General features: G+C 44.8%; 11 protein-coding genes. 9 read left to right on the top strand and 2 right to left on the bottom strand.

Annotated elements, in window-relative coordinates; genetic code table 11:
• Positions 1-125 precede the first annotated feature (125 nt).
• From BIZ39_RS02755 to BIZ39_RS02730, 6 genes are all read left to right on the top strand, one after another.
• On the top strand, positions 126-1,142 hold the full coding sequence (locus BIZ39_RS02755; protein ID WP_014949874.1) for a LacI family DNA-binding transcriptional regulator: 1,017 nt from the start codon (positions 126-128) through the stop codon (positions 1,140-1,142).
• Between the two features lie 209 nt (positions 1,143-1,351).
• Positions 1,352-2,842 carry a UxaA family hydrolase gene (locus BIZ39_RS02750; protein ID WP_187446287.1) on the top strand — a complete coding sequence of 497 codons (1,491 nt, stop codon included), beginning with the start codon at positions 1,352-1,354 and terminating at the stop codon, positions 2,840-2,842.
• An 11-nt stretch (positions 2,843-2,853) separates the two neighbouring features.
• Positions 2,854-4,269, top strand: a complete 1,416-nt coding sequence (uxaC, locus tag BIZ39_RS02745; protein ID WP_187446286.1) for a glucuronate isomerase — start codon at positions 2,854-2,856, stop codon at positions 4,267-4,269.
• 2 nt (positions 4,270-4,271) lie between these two features.
• Positions 4,272-5,813, top strand: a complete 1,542-nt coding sequence (locus BIZ39_RS02740) for a mannitol dehydrogenase family protein (protein ID WP_187446285.1) — start codon at positions 4,272-4,274, stop codon at positions 5,811-5,813.
• Positions 5,813-6,451, top strand: coding sequence for a bifunctional 4-hydroxy-2-oxoglutarate aldolase/2-dehydro-3-deoxy-phosphogluconate aldolase (gene eda / locus BIZ39_RS02735; protein WP_014976837.1), 639 nt, complete (start codon positions 5,813-5,815; stop codon positions 6,449-6,451). Before BIZ39_RS02740 ends, eda begins: the two co-directional genes overlap by 1 nt.
• Entirely contained in the window at positions 6,448-7,419 is a 972-nt protein-coding gene (locus tag BIZ39_RS02730; protein WP_187446284.1) for a sugar kinase, read from the top strand. The genes eda and BIZ39_RS02730 overlap by 4 nt, the downstream gene beginning before the upstream one ends.
• 144 nt (positions 7,420-7,563) lie before the next feature.
• On the opposite strand, the gene BIZ39_RS02725 is transcribed toward BIZ39_RS02730, so the two are convergent.
• On the bottom strand, positions 7,564-8,499 hold the full coding sequence (locus BIZ39_RS02725; protein ID WP_187446283.1) for a rhamnogalacturonan acetylesterase: 936 nt from the start codon (positions 8,497-8,499) through the stop codon (positions 7,564-7,566).
• Positions 8,500-8,702: 203 nt separating this feature from the next.
• On the bottom strand, positions 8,703-11,402 hold the full coding sequence (locus tag BIZ39_RS02720; RefSeq protein ID WP_187446282.1) for a TonB-dependent receptor: 2,700 nt from the start codon (positions 11,400-11,402) through the stop codon (positions 8,703-8,705).
• Positions 11,403-12,083: 681 nt separating this feature from the next.
• Between BIZ39_RS02720 and BIZ39_RS02715 the strand changes: the two genes are divergently transcribed.
• From BIZ39_RS02715 to BIZ39_RS02705, 3 genes are read left to right on the top strand one after another with little or no spacing between them, the layout of a single operon-like run.
• A complete protein-coding gene (locus BIZ39_RS02715; protein ID WP_069944525.1) occupies positions 12,084-13,289 on the top strand; it encodes a glycoside hydrolase family 105 protein in 1,206 nt (401 codons plus the stop codon).
• A 33-nt stretch (positions 13,290-13,322) separates the two neighbouring features.
• A complete protein-coding gene (locus BIZ39_RS02710) occupies positions 13,323-14,789 on the top strand; it encodes a glycoside hydrolase family 28 protein (protein WP_187446281.1) in 1,467 nt (488 codons plus the stop codon).
• A gap of 13 nt (positions 14,790-14,802) precedes the next feature.
• Positions 14,803-16,005, top strand: coding sequence for a pectinesterase family protein (locus BIZ39_RS02705; protein WP_187446280.1), 1,203 nt, complete (start codon positions 14,803-14,805; stop codon positions 16,003-16,005).
• The last annotated feature ends 54 nt before the right edge of the window (positions 16,006-16,059 follow it).

The raw sequence follows: 16,059 nt of genomic DNA, 5'->3' as shown, positions 1-16,059 counted from the left end.
GAAAGGTGTGGTCAGGCGTAGTTTGATCACACGAACTTTCACTTTTGAGTAACAAAAACATATTGCCCGTATTTGTGTGGTAATATCGGAAGTAACGACATAATAGCGCGGAAAAACAGAGAATTATGAACAAGCGCCCGACGATCAATGATGTTGCAGCCCTAGCAGGTGTTTCAAAGCGTACCGTGTCACGCGTCATTAACGGTGCGACCAATGTGGGAAAAGCAACACGTGAGCGCATTGAAGCGGTCATTCAAGAAACGGGGTTTGCCCCTGACAAGCAAGCGCGTGGTTTAAGTACTAGCCGCTCATACTTGATAGGCCTAATTTACGACAACCCCGATGCCTTGTATATCGACCAAGTGCAAAGAGGCGTGTTAAGCATATGTTCTCAAAAGGGTTATGAGTTAGTTGTACACCCTTGTAGTTATAATGCCGAAGGTTTTGTAGAAGACTGTATTAACTTTGTACGTCGTTCAAACATAGACGGTGTCATCATATTGCCACCGGTATCCGAATCTAAGTTATTAGCCGACGCGCTGCAACAAAAGAGCATTAACTATGTGCGAATGGCGTCAGTAGATTTAGATGACCATCAAAATATCGTAGTGAGTGACGACAGAGCTGCTTTAAGTGATTTAGCGCGCTATATGGTTTCACTAGGTCATAAAGACATTGGTATCATCAGCGGTCCGCAACAGTATTATTCCTCAAAAGAGCGTTTGGAAGGCTTTGTTGAAACGCTTAACGGCCTGGGTGTCGATGTACCTAAAAACAGGGTAATTGAGGGTAAAAACAGCTTCGAAAGCGGTATAGAATGCGCGCGTCAATTGCTTATTCAGTCACCACGAGTTAAAGCTATTTTTGCAAACAACGATGAAATGGCAGCAGGCGTATTGAAAGTGGCTCATGAAATGGGAATAACCGTACCTGACGAACTATCCGTCGCGGGGTTCGATGACAACCTACTTGCTGCCCGTGTGATCCCTGCCCTAACCACTGTTCAACGTCCCGTTGGCGATATGGCAGCTATCGCAGCGCGTAAAATCATCGCGCACATCGAAGGCAGTGAAGTTAGTGAAACCGAAACGTATCTGGTCAAACCTCACCTAATTATTCGCGATTCAATCAAAAAAGTGTGATTTTTTACAATGAAGTGTTGCTAACACTTCTTTTTCGACCTATTATGCCACCGGTGGCACGAAAATAAAAAAGAATGTTAAAAATAAACAATTTGTAAACAGAGCGTAAAAAGCAACGTTTTCTAATCTATCGCTCTTTTTAAATACACAGTGCTTATTTAACAACGCTTAGCGGTTAAATAAGCCGTAAAGATAAAGCAGGACTTGTAATGGACGTTAAAACACAACTAGTTAAAGTGCATAATAACGATAACGTTGCGGTTGCAACCTGCCCTATCGTGGCTGGCACTTACATCGCTGAATATGACATTACAGTTAGCCAAGACATTCCTGCTGGCCATAAAGTTGCCTTAGTTACCCTGTCAGACGGTTGCGACATCGTAAAATATGGTTTCAGCATTGGTGCTGCAACAAGCCAAATTAACCCCGGCGAACATGTTCACAGCCATAACGCAAAGACTAAGTTAAAAGGCACTGAACAATACGTTTACGCGCCGTCAAATACCGCTTCAAAACAAAACCATCTTACTCCTGGGTTACAGTTCATGGGCTACAGAAGAGAAAATGGAAAAGTGGGTATTCGCAATGAAGTATGGATCATCAATACCGTAGGCTGCGTAAATCGAACAGCAGACCGTATTGCCAACGAATGTAATCGCCGTTTCGCTAGCGAGTGCGACGGGTTCCGCGCATTTACCCACCCTTTTGGCTGTTCTCAGCTGGGCGATGATTTAGATGACACGCGCACTATCTTAGCCTCTCTCGCATCTCACCCGAACGCTGGTGCGGTGTTAATTGTAGGCTTGGGTTGCGAAAACAATCAGCTTAAGAGTTTACTGCCTCACGTTGATAAACCGGCAAACCGGGTTCGCTTCTACAACGCACAAGAAGTGGTAGATGAGTTAGAAGAAGGCGTCAATGCGGTTTATGACTTGTTAAAAGTAATGGCTAATGACAAACGTGAGCCTACCGACGCTAGCGAATTAACCTTAGGCATGAAGTGCGGTGGTAGCGATGCTTTTAGCGGTATTACTGCCAACCCAACAGTAGGGCGTGTTACTGATTTAATGTGTAACCTAGGTGGCTCGGTCATTTTAACCGAAACGCCAGAAATGTTTGGTGCCGAACAGCTCCTAATGAATCGCGCTAAAAACAAAGACGTATTCGAGGCGTTTAACTCGCTGATTGATGAGTTTAAGAACTACTTTATCGCCCACAATCAACCTATTTACGAAAACCCGTCTCCTGGCAATAAGGCAGGCGGTTTAACCACGCTAGAGGAAAAGTCTCTCGGCGCGGTTCAAAAAGGTGGAACGTCTACTATTCAGTCTATCTTGCAGTATGGCGAGCCCAAGCAAGATAAAGGCTTAAGTTTATTACAAGCACCTGGTAACGATGCCGTTAGTTCAACGGCGTTGGCAGCATCGGGGGCACATATCGTTTTATTCACCACAGGCCGAGGCACGCCCCTTGGTTTTCCTGTACCCACAGTCAAGATATCGTCAAATTCAGATATCGCTAATAAGAAGCCACATTGGATAGATTTTAACGCTGGACAAGTTCTAGAAGGCGTCTCTATCGATAAGTGTGCCGAAGCGCTACTCCAACATTGCTTGGCAGTGGCATCTGGTCAACAAACCTGCAACGAGAAGAATGGCAGCCATGAGATTGCTATTTGGAAACGTGGCGTCACCCTCTAAAAGAGAGCGTTATGGAATCGATATTATTACATGAAGATAGACTTTTTCCTGCCGATGAAGCAACCCGAAGTGTTGCAAAGGCGCTGTATAAGGAAATTCGAGATCTCCCTATCATAAGTCCACATGGCCATACTGACCCACGTTGGTTTGCACAAAACAATAATTTCACCAATGCAACCGAGTTGTTTATCACCCCTGATCACTATGTGTTCAGAATGCTGTATAGCCAAGGTATTAAATTAACCGATATTGGAGTGCCACGTTGGGACGGCGGCGAAACGGAAAAGGATCCACGTAAAATCTGGAAACTTCTGGCAGATAACTATCATCTATTTGCTGCCACACCATCGCGTTTGTGGTTAGACACTGTATTTCACGATGTATTTGGTTTGCGAGAGATGTTGTGTAGCGACAACGCAACGCATTATTACGACCACATCACTGCGCAGCTTCAAGGGGATGACTTTAAACCCCGTGCACTGATGGACCGCTTCAATATTGAAGTGATTGCTACCACCGAAGGCGCGCTTGATGCCCTTCCCCATCACGCAGCGATTAAAGATACACCGTGGGCAAAGCGGGTTATCACCACCTTTAGACCTGATGATGTAGTCGATGCTTCACGCGAAGATATTGTTTCAAACATTGAGAAACTTGGTGAACTCACCGGTGAAGACACTGCAACCTGGCAGGGCTACCTGAACGCAATTCGTGCACGACGTGCCGTCTTTAGAGAACACGGTGCAACAGCAACGGATCACGGACACCCAACGGCGAACACAGCTGATTTAAGTAAAGCTGAGTGTATTGCTTTATTCGATAAAGTAAGAAGTGGAAACAGTAACGCTGAAGAGCAAGAGCTATTTAGAGCGCAAATGCTTACCGAATTAGCGGGAATGAGTGTAGAAGACGGCATGGTGATGCAAATTCACCCTGGTTCGTTTAGAAACCACAACAGTCAGCTCTTTACACAGTTTGGTCGCGATAAAGGCCACGACATTCCAATGCAAACAGATTTTGTTAAAGCGCTTCGCCCGTTACTCGGTAAATACGGTAACGAGCCTAACCTCGACATTATTCTATTTACATTAGATGAAACCACGTACAGCCGTGAATTAGCACCGCTTGCAGGCCACTACCCTTGCCTGAAACTCGGTCCTTCTTGGTGGTTCCACGATAGCCCTGAAGGCATGTTGCGCTTTAGACATCAAGTGACAGAAACCGCAGGTTTCTTCAATACTGTTGGTTTTAATGACGATACGCGCGCGTTCTTGTCTATTCCTGCACGTCACGATGTTGCCAGACGCATTGATTGTCGCTTCCTTGCACAGCTAGTTGTGGAGCACCGCATCAGTGAAACAGAAGCGGCCAGCATTGCAAGAAAACTCACTTATGATTTTGCTAAACAAGCGTACAAACTGGGGTAATCATGACAAAGCCGTTATCAATTTCAACGCTACCTCTTTTAAGTGACAGCGTAAGTAAACCAAATTACGATCTGGAAGCAACCGGTTGTGGCATTGTGCATATTGGTCCAGGTGCCTTTCACCGTGCGCACCAAGCGTATTATACCGAAAAGGCGCTGGCTTATGGCGGTGACTGGCGCATTCACGGTGTGTCAATGCGCAGCGCATCTCTTAAAGAAGCGTTGAGTACACAAGACAATCTCTATGCGTTGTGTATTGTTGATAACGAGCCTGAAACCCACATTATCGGCGCAATTAAAAACCTTTCTACATTAGCACATGATCGTGAAGACATTGTTGCTGCACTGGTAAACAAGCAAACTAAAATTGTGACGCTTACCGTGACAGAAAAGGGCTATTGCCTTAATGCGCAAGGTCATCTAGATACTGATCATCCGGATATTAAAGCTGATTTAGTCACGCCAGAAACACCGGTAAGTGCAGTTGGCCTAATTGTGCAAGCGCTAGCACAACGTAAGCAGGCAGGCTATGCAGATATTACTATTATCAGCTGTGACAACGTGTCAGACAACGGTAAAAAGCTGCAAAAAGCGGTGACCGAGTTCGCCAATAAAACGGATGAATCACTCGGCCAATGGATCAGCGAGAACATCGCCTTCCCCTGCACTATGGTTGACAGTATTACGCCAGCAACTGAAGACAGCTTTAAAGCCAACGTTGCCGCTGAGCTGGGTTTAACTGATAACTGGCCTATTCAGCGAGAGGCATTTACTCAATGGGTGGTTGAAGATAATTTTTCTGGCCCACGACCTGCTTGGGATAAAGTTGGCGTTACTTTTACTCATGATGTGAGCTTCTTTGAGAAAGCTAAGCTTCGCATTCTAAACGGCACACATTCAACACTGGCCTACATAGGGTTATTGCTTGGCAAGGAAACCGTATTCGACGCAATGCGTACCCCAGCCATAAAGCAACTGATTCAAACCATGTTGAAAGAAGAAATTGTTCCGTCTCTATCCAGTGATAACGAGAATGCCGATAGCGGAACACAAGACTTCGATCTGAACGCTTACGCACAAGACATTGTAAAGCGCTATGAGAATAAGCACATTCGCCACCTGTTGTCGCAAATTGCTTGGGATGGGTCACAGAAAATCCCATTTCGAATTCTCGACACAGTACGCGATAACCTAAAAGCAAAACGAAATATTGATTTGCTCTGCAGTGCCGTTGCGGCCTGGTGCCTATTTGTAAACAACAAGGCACGTTTAAACGAAACTATCACCGACCCGCTAGATAGTATGTTAAGGGCCACAGCAAAATCGGTAGACTTTCAGGCAATAGAACTTGCTAAAAAATTGCTCTCTCTTGAAACCATGTTCGCTGAACTGTCGGTAAACACTACGTTCAAAGAAAAAGTGCTCGAAAAAGTTAATCAGCTGCTTAGCATTTTATCGCACGAAAACAGCAACGAAGGTCAGCAAGGTTCTGCTCCCACTACGTTAACAGAAAGTTCGCTAGATTCACTAAAAGGAACCGCGTGATGAAAAGTACCTTTTCCATGCTTAAAGGCGCCCCATTACTCCCTATTATTCAGCCTAAATCTGTTGACGAGGGGCTTCACCTAGCAGAAGCAATTGCAAATAGCGGCCTGTGCAACATAGAAGTAGTGAAACGCAGCGACGCAGCATTTGAAGCCCTGTCAGCGATTAGAAAACAGTTTCCTGAACTCGTTGTCGGCATGGGCACATTGTTAAATCGCAACCACGTATTTGAAGCGTTGGATGCAGGCGCGCAATTTTTGATAACGCCCACAAGCTCAGAGACATTGCTCGATACACTGATTGCGTCTAATGCACCCTTTTTGCCAGGTGTCGCTACGCCTGCCGATATTCTTTTGGCGCACCAAAAAGGCATTCGCGAAATGAAGTTCTTTCCTGCGAGTCTTAGCGGCGGAACACCTTTTCTTAAAGCTATTTCAAGCGTATTTAGCGATGTTTGCTTCTGCCCTACCGGCGGCATTAATGGCGACAACGCGAATGAGTATCTCTCGCTTGGCAATGTTCGAGCAGTAGGCGGTACATGGATGATGCCGAAGGCAGCCATTGAAGCGAAAAATTGGCAAGCTATAACTTTGGCATGTCAACAAAGCCTAACATTGTTTGATGAGGCTGCGGCATGAGCATAGTTGATACCAACCAAAGAATGGTTATTTTTGGCGAGTGCATGGTAGAGCTTCGAAGCACTCAACGTGAGTCATCAGTTAGTACGCGCGATGAAAACACAGATAATAATCTGATGGCGAAAAGCTTTGCTGGCGACACGTACAACACTGCGGTTTATTTAAAACGCTGCTTGCCTTCATCTTCCATTAGTTACTTAACGGCGATCGGCGCAGACTTTTTAAGCGATGAGCTGCTGTTTAAAATGGGTGAGCACGAAATTAACACTGATTTAGTGTTTCGCTCGTCGTCGCATAACCTTGGCCTGTATATGATCCGCAACGACAACGAGGGTGAAAGAACCTTTGCATATTGGCGTAACCAATCTGCAGCAACACAGACGCTCAACATTATGAAGGGCGCTGAATTTGCTTGTGATTGGTTTTATTTGAGCGGTATCTCTATTGCCATTTTAGATGATGAACAGCGCGCTACACTTTTCGAACTAATTTCGTCCCTCAAGGCCAAAGGCAGTAAGATTGCCTTTGATCCTAATTATCGAGCTCGCCTTTGGTCATCTCTAGAAGATGCTAAATACTGGACGGGTAAGGCATATGCTGAAGCAGACTTGGCGTTCCCAGGTGCGGACGACCATTTAATGCTGTTTGGCCACACTAATGCTGATGAAATATTTAACTATTTAGCCGACAAACAGATTGAAGAAATCGTTATGAAAAACGGAGCGGTTGGCGTTCATATACTCCGTCAACAAGAACAATGTATTGTGCCTGTTGAGCGTGTTGAACAGGTGGTTGATACAACGGCTGCTGGCGATGCATTCAATGGCGGCTATATGGCCGCTCGACTTGCAGGTAGAAAACCTGTTGAGAGCGCGAGCTATGGGGCAAAAGTGGCAGCGACTGTGATTACCTACCCCGGTGCCATTATATCAGGCGATTCCTTCACTAATCACATACCGTCGCTATAGTCGGTATGTGACATTCCTCTTTCTTTTCTCTTCTATTTCCTGCCATTGTAACCATAAGCAAGCACGCTAATTAAGATAAAGGCGATCTCCCACTAAAGAACGCGGCACGCCCGCAATAACGCGCCACTTCATTTTTATGTGAGCTTACAACGTGTCTCGATATACGTATTTTGCCAGTGGGTGCGCTGTCGCTTTTAGCTCTCGCACGAATATTTGCGCCATTTTCGCCGCGCCCACAACGTTCAAGTGAGTGTTGTCCGTTTTGCCTTCAGGGTAGCGCGCATAAAGGTCGGCGGGCACCTTAATGAAGTAATGGTTGCTGTTAGGCTCGCCTACCTGAGCAAGAAAATCGCAAGTTAAAGCGTTCATAGGGATAAATGGCACGTTATTTTGTGCTGCCACTTTCTTCGCTGCATCGGCATACTCCAGCAACGTCCGTTTTAACACACCTTCCTCAGTGAAATGACGCCGGCAAATACTACTTGCGATAATCACTGATGCCCCTTTTGCTTCAACATCCTGAACAAACTGATTCAAGTAAGCTTGATAAGCATTTTCCGGGTCGGCATAGCGAGCAGGATCCGACTGTTTTTGATCGTTATGACCAAACTGAATAGCCACAAAATCACCTTCAGACAGATCGGATAACAGAAGCTGCCAGCGACCCTCATCTACAAATCGCTTTGTGCTTCTGCCGTTAGCCGCGTGGTTTTTAATATTAAGATTGGGCAGCATGAATTCAGGAAGCAATTGCCCCCACCCACGTTCTGGATATGACAACATAGGCTTGTCTGACATGGTTGAATCGCCGACCAGATGTAGGGTAACTGGCTTTTTGTAGGGTGGAGCTTTTACAGCCTCTTCACTGCCTTTATTAGTAGCGCTTTGGATTGAAGCACTTTGGGAACCCGAACTGGTAAGTGCATAAGCGCTAGATTGCGCCGCGTAACTAATGTGAAGTGTACTCGTGCCTTGCTGGTCTGCCTCTGCAAAAGTACTCGATACAGCCAAAACGCTTGCAAAACTGTAGCGCAGCGCGTTGAATATTTTCCCTGTGGTGGGTTTACTTGAATTTTTCACACCTTTTCTCCTTTTCAATATTTCTATTGTTGCGATGCAAATTGCTCAAAAAGTGAGGTAGAGGCGTGCTGAACTCCTCCCGGCCTACACTTTTTGCACATAAAAAAGGCCATCATTACGATGGCCAAACACACCCGTCTTCACGGAACACAACATTTAATTATTATCTCAGGCTGGCCAACATAATTGCCCGGCCTGTTTTTTTACATAGTATAACGAGCGCCCAAGAAGAACTGACGGCCCGTGTGGTTGTACTCACGTACCAAGTTCAAAGAGCCATCACCCGTGGTAAACAAGCGCTCGTACTCATCGGTAAGGTTAATGACTTCAAAGGTCAACGTTAGCTCGTCGTTTACGTTATAAAATGACGAGAAATCTACCTGCGTAGGTCCTGTCGTACCGTGCGCAACGTTACCATTGCTGCCAGTAAAGTCTGTCAGGTAATCGTCGCGTTTGTTAACTGACACACGCGCACCGTATTGGTCTGTTTCGTAATACACCGTAAAGTTGTACGATGTTTCACTCATACCTTCGATGTCGTCAGCGTTAACGTGCGTATAGTTCGACACGATACCCATGTTTTCGAACAGTCCTGGTAAGAAACTTAGCGGCTGCTGATAAATTAACTCATAACCGCTTACACTTCTGTCTTCAGCGTTAATTGGACTGCTATGCTCGTATGGAATAGTGCGAGGGTCTAGCGCAATTACAGGGTCAAACTGTGCATCGTTGTCGATAAAGTCGTAGTAAGCACTGTCGACTAAACGCTCTTCTGATGCGCGAACAATCCAGTTATCAATGTCTTTGTAGAACACTGTTGCTGCTAGTAGCGCTTCGTCATCGAAGTACCATTCAACACCAAAGTCAACGTTGTTCGACGTAAACGGATCAAGGAATGGGTTCCCCACGCTCACCGAGCCGTTAATATAATCAAAGCTTGGGTTACCAGGGTTTAATGAGTTCAGGCTTGGACGAGTCATAGACTGTGTTAAGCCAAGGCGAACAACTACGTCATCAGTTGCTTCAAGTGCTAAGTTAACTGCTGGTAAAAAGTTATTGTACTCGTTTTCGATTTGTACCGTTTCGCCTTGAATAAAGCCTTCAGAGGTTGTGGTTGTTTTCACATAACGCACACCGTAATTAGCGCGAAGTAACATGTCGGCAATCTCATAGCTCGTATCAAGCTCAAGGTACATAGCAGATGTTTCTTCGCCTACTTGCCAGCTTTGTGCAGAACGCGGTGTCCAAACCACATCTAACAATTGGCTATTAATAGCGTCAAAGTCGGCTACAAGGAACGGGTCAAGAGGGCCGTCAAAACCACTTCCGAAATCGTCTACCGGCATAATTTCAGCAAAACCTACTGCCGAGTCTTGATCTGGGAAGCCATTTATTTGCTCTTCACTGTAGGTTACAACACGGTCATTGTAGGCAAAGCCAGCCTTAATAGTGACTTCATCACCTAAGTATGTCGCATCAAATTTGACCGTGTCGTTTTCACGCAATACATCAGTAGCACGTAATCGGCCATCGCTTAGGTTATAGTTGCTTGCATCGTTAACATCGTAACCGTAAGTCACTTCTGGCGCGTTGCTGTTATTGCTAAAGTCAAAGCCGTAGCTGGTTTCTTCCAGCAACGTCATATTGTAACGATATTGCTCTGAACGAGCGTCAGACTCTGCTGTTCCGGCCATCATATCAAGTTTAAGGTTTTCACCAATAAACCACTCGCCAGAAATTACAAATTGGCTAAAGTCAGTGGTTGATTCTTGTAAACGGCTTTCAATACGCGATTTGATACCGTCGTACGTACCAGCCAGCATCTGTTGACCATTAGGATGGACAGTAATGGAGGTAGGTGTAATTTCTTCGAATGTACTTCTGAACATGTGGAAGAAGTTATACATGGTACGGGTGTTATCAAGCTTGGACACTAAACCGTCTAACGTAAGTGTGAAATTATCTGTTGCAGCCCACTGAATTGAACCGGTGAAGCCTACACGCTCTTGATCATTACCAAAGTAGTCAGGTCTAGGTAAACGAGGAGTCCATAAACAATTAATCGGGTCTACCGACTCACCTTCATACTGGCAATCATCTACGTCAGGTGTGCCGTTAACAACCGTGTTTGATGTATCGCCAAAGATGCCACCACCATCACGAACTGGAGTAGTCCAACGAACTGTACCAAAACCTTCCTGTCTTACTGTACGCTCTGAGAACGCTGCCGAGAAAAGCACACCGACTTTGTCGTCAGCGAAACGGTTGCTGATCATGAAAGCGGCGCGAGGATCGGTCTCTTCTGTAATGCTGTTATAGCCGCCTTGAAGAGATGAAACGAATTTAAAACCGTCGTAATCAAACGGCTTTGCCGAGTACAGATCAACCGTACCTGCAATGCCGCCTTCTTCCATAGAGGCGGTAGGAGATTTTTGAATATCTACGCGGTTGAACAATTCAGAAGCGAAAATGTTAAAGTCAAAGCCACGTCCACCGTTTACACCGCCACCTGAGTCAGTGCCATCTGTACTTGCTGGCACTTCCATGCCATTAAGTGTTGTGCGGGTAAATGAAGGGCTCAAACCACGCAAAGTAATTTGGCGCCCTTCTCCACCTTCACGAGAAATGGCTACGCCGGGTACACGTTGAATTGACTCAGCAATATTTAAGTCCGGGAATTTACCAATGTCTTGCGCAACAATTGATTCTTTACTGTTAACTGATGTTCGCTTTTCCATCAGTGATTTATTAAGTGATCCACGAAAGCCTGATACTTCAATGACTTCCATATTTTGCGCTTCGGTTTCACTGGCTTGTTCGTCTGTGGCTTCTTGCGCATGAATATGTGCGCCTGACAACGCTAGCGTAACAAGAACAGCGAGTTGCTTTTTCTTTGGTAACATTGTTGTTTCTCCGGTTTTTATATTTATAAGAGACGCGCATACTGACAAAAGGTGAAGATGCTTTTGAAACGTGTGTGAACTATTCAAATTTACACAAATTCAACATTTATCGTATTTAACCATTTCACTTCCCTTTATGCCACCGGATAACATTTTGGTGATTAATACCGTCAATGCTTTACATTTATCCGATAGCACGTCTTGGCTGTTAAGGAAGCGAAAACGCGTCAATTCTAATTCATTCTCTATAGTGGTCTCGTAAACCACCAAAACCTTGAATGAGAAGAGTTGCAGGGTACAGCTATGTTTTCTAATTAACGCAAAACTTCTCTTCGGCAATAATGTAAACCTCGAAAACAACACTCAAGCTTTACATTTGATTTACATCCTAAACAGTTATGCTACCGGTGGCAACAATTTTGTTGAAAAAATTTACAATAAGTAGAAATTTGATATGCAATGATGAAAAAAGAAGAGACTATAGAAACTTACCAAAGCAGGGTGAGCGCTTTAATTAAAACATTTAAATACAGTTATTTATGTCACATTGAACACTTTTTAAATGCGTAAAATAAAAGTTAAAAAATGTAAATAATTCCGTTGACATATGAGCAAATAAAAACCATTATGCTACCGGTAGCACAGAATGTATTTACAATGTTATAAAAATAAGGGTTTGTTATGCTAAAAGGTATTCTACGCGCAGCTTCCGTTGTAGCTTGCACGGCGTTTGTTTCTTCCGCTGCTAATGCAAATGATTGGGTACAAATGCCTCTCGACAACACACAATCATGGTCTATGAGAATGATAGAGTCTGAGATGGTGCGTTTCCCAGAAGCTTGGCAAATCGATTGGGATGAGAAGCCACAATGGGATTACGTTCACGGTCTCAACCTCCTTGCCATAACAGAAGTCTATCAAGAGATTAAAGATCCCCGTCTCCTGTCTTATGTAAAAGGTTACTACGACATGTTGGTTCAACAAGACGGAAGTATCAAAACCTATGATATCAATAAGTTTAATATTGATATGGTTAACCCTGGTAAAGTGCTGTTTTTCCTCTATGAAGAAACCGGCAACCCTAAATACAAAAAAGCCGCTGACCTACTTAGAACGCAGCTTACTACTCACCCACGTACCGAGCAAGGTGGCTTTTGGCATAAGAAACGCTATCCAGACCAAATGTGGCTTGATGGCCTATACATGGGGGCCCCCTTCTACGCTGAATACATTGTTAAGTACGGCGATATGAAAGAGCTAGACGACGTATTTTTGCAATTTGAACTCATTGAAGAGCACCTTTACGACGAAAAAACAGGCCTCCCCTTACATGGCTGGGACGCATCTAAAAAGCAAAAGTGGGCTGATAAAGAAACAGGTCTTTCTCAACATCACTGGTCACGTTCGCTAGGTTGGTATGCTATGGCAATGGTGGATGTGCTAGAAGTTGTTCCTGCCGAACATCCAAAAACACCGTGGCTAAAAGCGCGCTTTAAAGCGTTTATCGACGCTACGCTTACCTATCAACATAATTCAGGCACCTGGTATCAGGTTACTGACTTGGGAAGCCGTGAAGGAAACTACCTTGAAGCATCAGGTACAGCAATGTTGACCTACGCTATGGCTAAAGGTGCAAGCCTTAAGTTTCTTCCTGATGAATACAAAGCTCACGCAGAAAAAGGGTTTGCTGGACTCCTTGATCAAATGATTTCGGTTAATCCAGATACTAACGTTATCAGCCTTGAGCAAGTTTGCGCTGTTGCTGGTCTTGGTGGAAATCCATATAGAGATGGTTCATTCGACTACTACATGAGTGAGCCAATCAGAGCAAACGACGCGAAAGGTGTAGGCCCATTCATTCTGGCTGCACATTATTTGAATAAGTAAAAAGCGCTAAATTGTAAATAAAAGGGGTATATGATGGTCCGACCTAACTCACCGAATGCCAGACGTCACTTCTTAAAGTCTGGTCTCGCCACCACTGTTGCAGCTTCTGGGATGGCTGTAGGTGTTCCTACATTCCTATCCGGATGTGCAAATGTGACCGAAACGGGAAGGACTCAACGCCAGTGGGACGCCGAAGCAAACCTTATTAAAGGGATGATAAAGCGCCCCACCTTTGCAAAGCGCGAAGCTAATGTTACCGACTTTTTAAATGAAAATGGCAGTGACTTTAAGCAAGCGTTACATGCAGCTATCGACCAAGTCGCACGCCAAGGTGGTGGCAAAGTGGTTGTGCCAAAAGGCGACTGGCTATGCAGCGGCCCAATTCACTTACAGTCGAATATAAACTTGCATATTGAGGCAGGCGCAACAATTCGATTTTCTACCAATCCTGATGATTACAAACCATATGTTTTTACTCGCTGGGAAGGTATGGAGTTAATGGGTTACTCCCCTCTTATTTATGCTTTTGAGCAAAGTAATATCGCAATCACCGGCAAAGGTACGCTTGACGGTAGCGCTGCGAAAGACAACTGGTGGCCATGGAAAGGTAAGTGGAAGGCTTCAACATGGGGTGACGATCCGGTTGAGAACCAAAAATATACCAGAGACACGCTGCAAGAAATGGTAGAAAACGGGACACCCGTTAGTGACCGCGTTTTTGAAAATAATTACCTGCGCCCTCCGTTTATACAACCTTACCGCTGTGAAAATGTACTTATCGAGGGTGTTACCATCCTGCGCTCTCCATTTTGGTTAGTTAACCCTGTGCTTTGCAAGAACGTCACCGTTAACGACGTGTACTGTAAAAGTTTCGGCCCAAATTCGGACGGGTGCGACCCTGAAAGCTGCACGAACGTTCTTATCTCTAACTGTACATTTGATACAGGGGACGATTGCATTGCCATTAAATCTGGACGCAATGCAGACGGCAGAAGGGTCAATGTTCCCTGCAGTAATATCGTCATAGAACATTGCGAGATGAAGGCTGGCCATGGCGGTGTTGTAATCGGCAGTGAAATATCCGGCGGTGTAGAGAATCTCTATGCTCAGCATTGCACCATGAGTAGCCCTGATTTAGACCGCGGCATTAGAATTAAAACCAACAGTATTCGGGGTGGCCACCTAAAAAATCTAAACTATCGCAATATCGTTATTGGGACGGTGAAAGACGCTGTTGTCGTGAATTTCTTCTACGAAGAAGGTGATGCCGGTAACTTCCCTCCACTACTGGAAGATATCACTATAGAGAACTTGAACGTTGCGTCAGCTAACCGGGCCTTTGTGCTTCGCGGGTATGACCATACGCCTATTTCTGGGTTGACGTTGAATAACATAACGATAAAACGTGCGCTTAAAGATGCCGTTATCGAAAACGTAGCGCATCTTTCAATAAACAATGTGTTTATTAATAGCCAACCATTTAACAAGCACGGGCTGTAGAAGAATAAATACTATGGAATTTAATAAAGCACGTGTTAGTCTTAGTTTAGCCTTTGTGTTGCTGGCAGGTATACTTTTCAGTGGATTAAGCGCGGCAATGCCAGCAACGACGGATGTAGTGGTAGCTAAATCACATGACAGTGACGATGACAGTGACGTAACTAAGGACGCTTTACCTCATTTTAACTCTGTGTCCCAAGCTGTTACTTATATCGCGTCTCACAAGCCACAAAAAGATAAAGTATGGACCGTCTTTATTAACGAAGGCGTTTATCGAGAGCGTGTCGTCATAAACGTTGATAATGTTCACTTTGTGGGCCAGTCGCAAGAAACAACGACTATCGTTTTCAATCGATATGCAGGTCAACAAGTCGCAGAGAATTCTCAAGAAAAATGGGGAACTCGTCGCACTGCCACTGTGGAGATTTTAGGTGATAATATCACTCTGGAAAATATCACTATCACCAATGATTTTGATTATCCCGGTAACGAGGTCAAAGCAAAAGACGATCCTACTCGATTATCAGGTACGCAGGCAGTAGCGCTTAAAACCGATGTGAACTCAGATCGCACTTACCTTAAAAATGTCGCACTCTGGGGTTACCAAGATACCCTCTATTTAAAAGGTGACCGCGCTCTGATTGAAGGCGGAACAATAGCAGGACATATTGACTTTATTTTTGGTGAGGGCACCGCGTTTTTTGAAAGCGTTTCTATTGTTTCCCGTACACGTTATTCTGGCGGTGATAGCGAAGGACTAACAGGCTACATCACCGCCCCAAGCACTCATTTACAGCGTCCTTATGGGTTAACGTTCAATAACTGTAGGCTTGAAAGAGAACACGGCGTTCCAGATGAAAGCGTGGCACTGGGAAGGCCTTGGCATCCTACAACCACCTTTTCAGATGGCCGATATGCAAACCCTTACGCTGTAGGTAAAACCACGTTTATCAACACCTATATGGCAGGTCATATCATCCAAAAGCGCTGGACTACTATGGGTGGAACTACGCCATCAGGTACAAAGAGACCATTTAATCCCCACACAGAAGCAAGATTTTCCGAGTACCAATCTCATGGAGAAGGTGCACCTAAAGCAGTCTCCTCACCAGCAATAAACTCTCATTTTCTGAATGATAAAAACGCGGCTTTTTACACTAAAGAGGCGGTATTGCGAGGCTGGGTGCCTAATAACATCCCGAACGATATTAAATAGAGCAACATAAGCGTAAGTAATTTTCTCGGCACATTGCGTAACCACTTGGTATCT

The sequence above is a fragment of the Alteromonas sp. BZK5 genome (genome assembly GCF_014349115.1).
Lineage (GTDB): Bacteria > Pseudomonadota > Gammaproteobacteria > Enterobacterales > Alteromonadaceae > Alteromonas > Alteromonas macleodii.
Note: the sequence above shows the minus strand (reverse complement) of the source record. Positions and strands in the feature narration are given on the sequence as shown.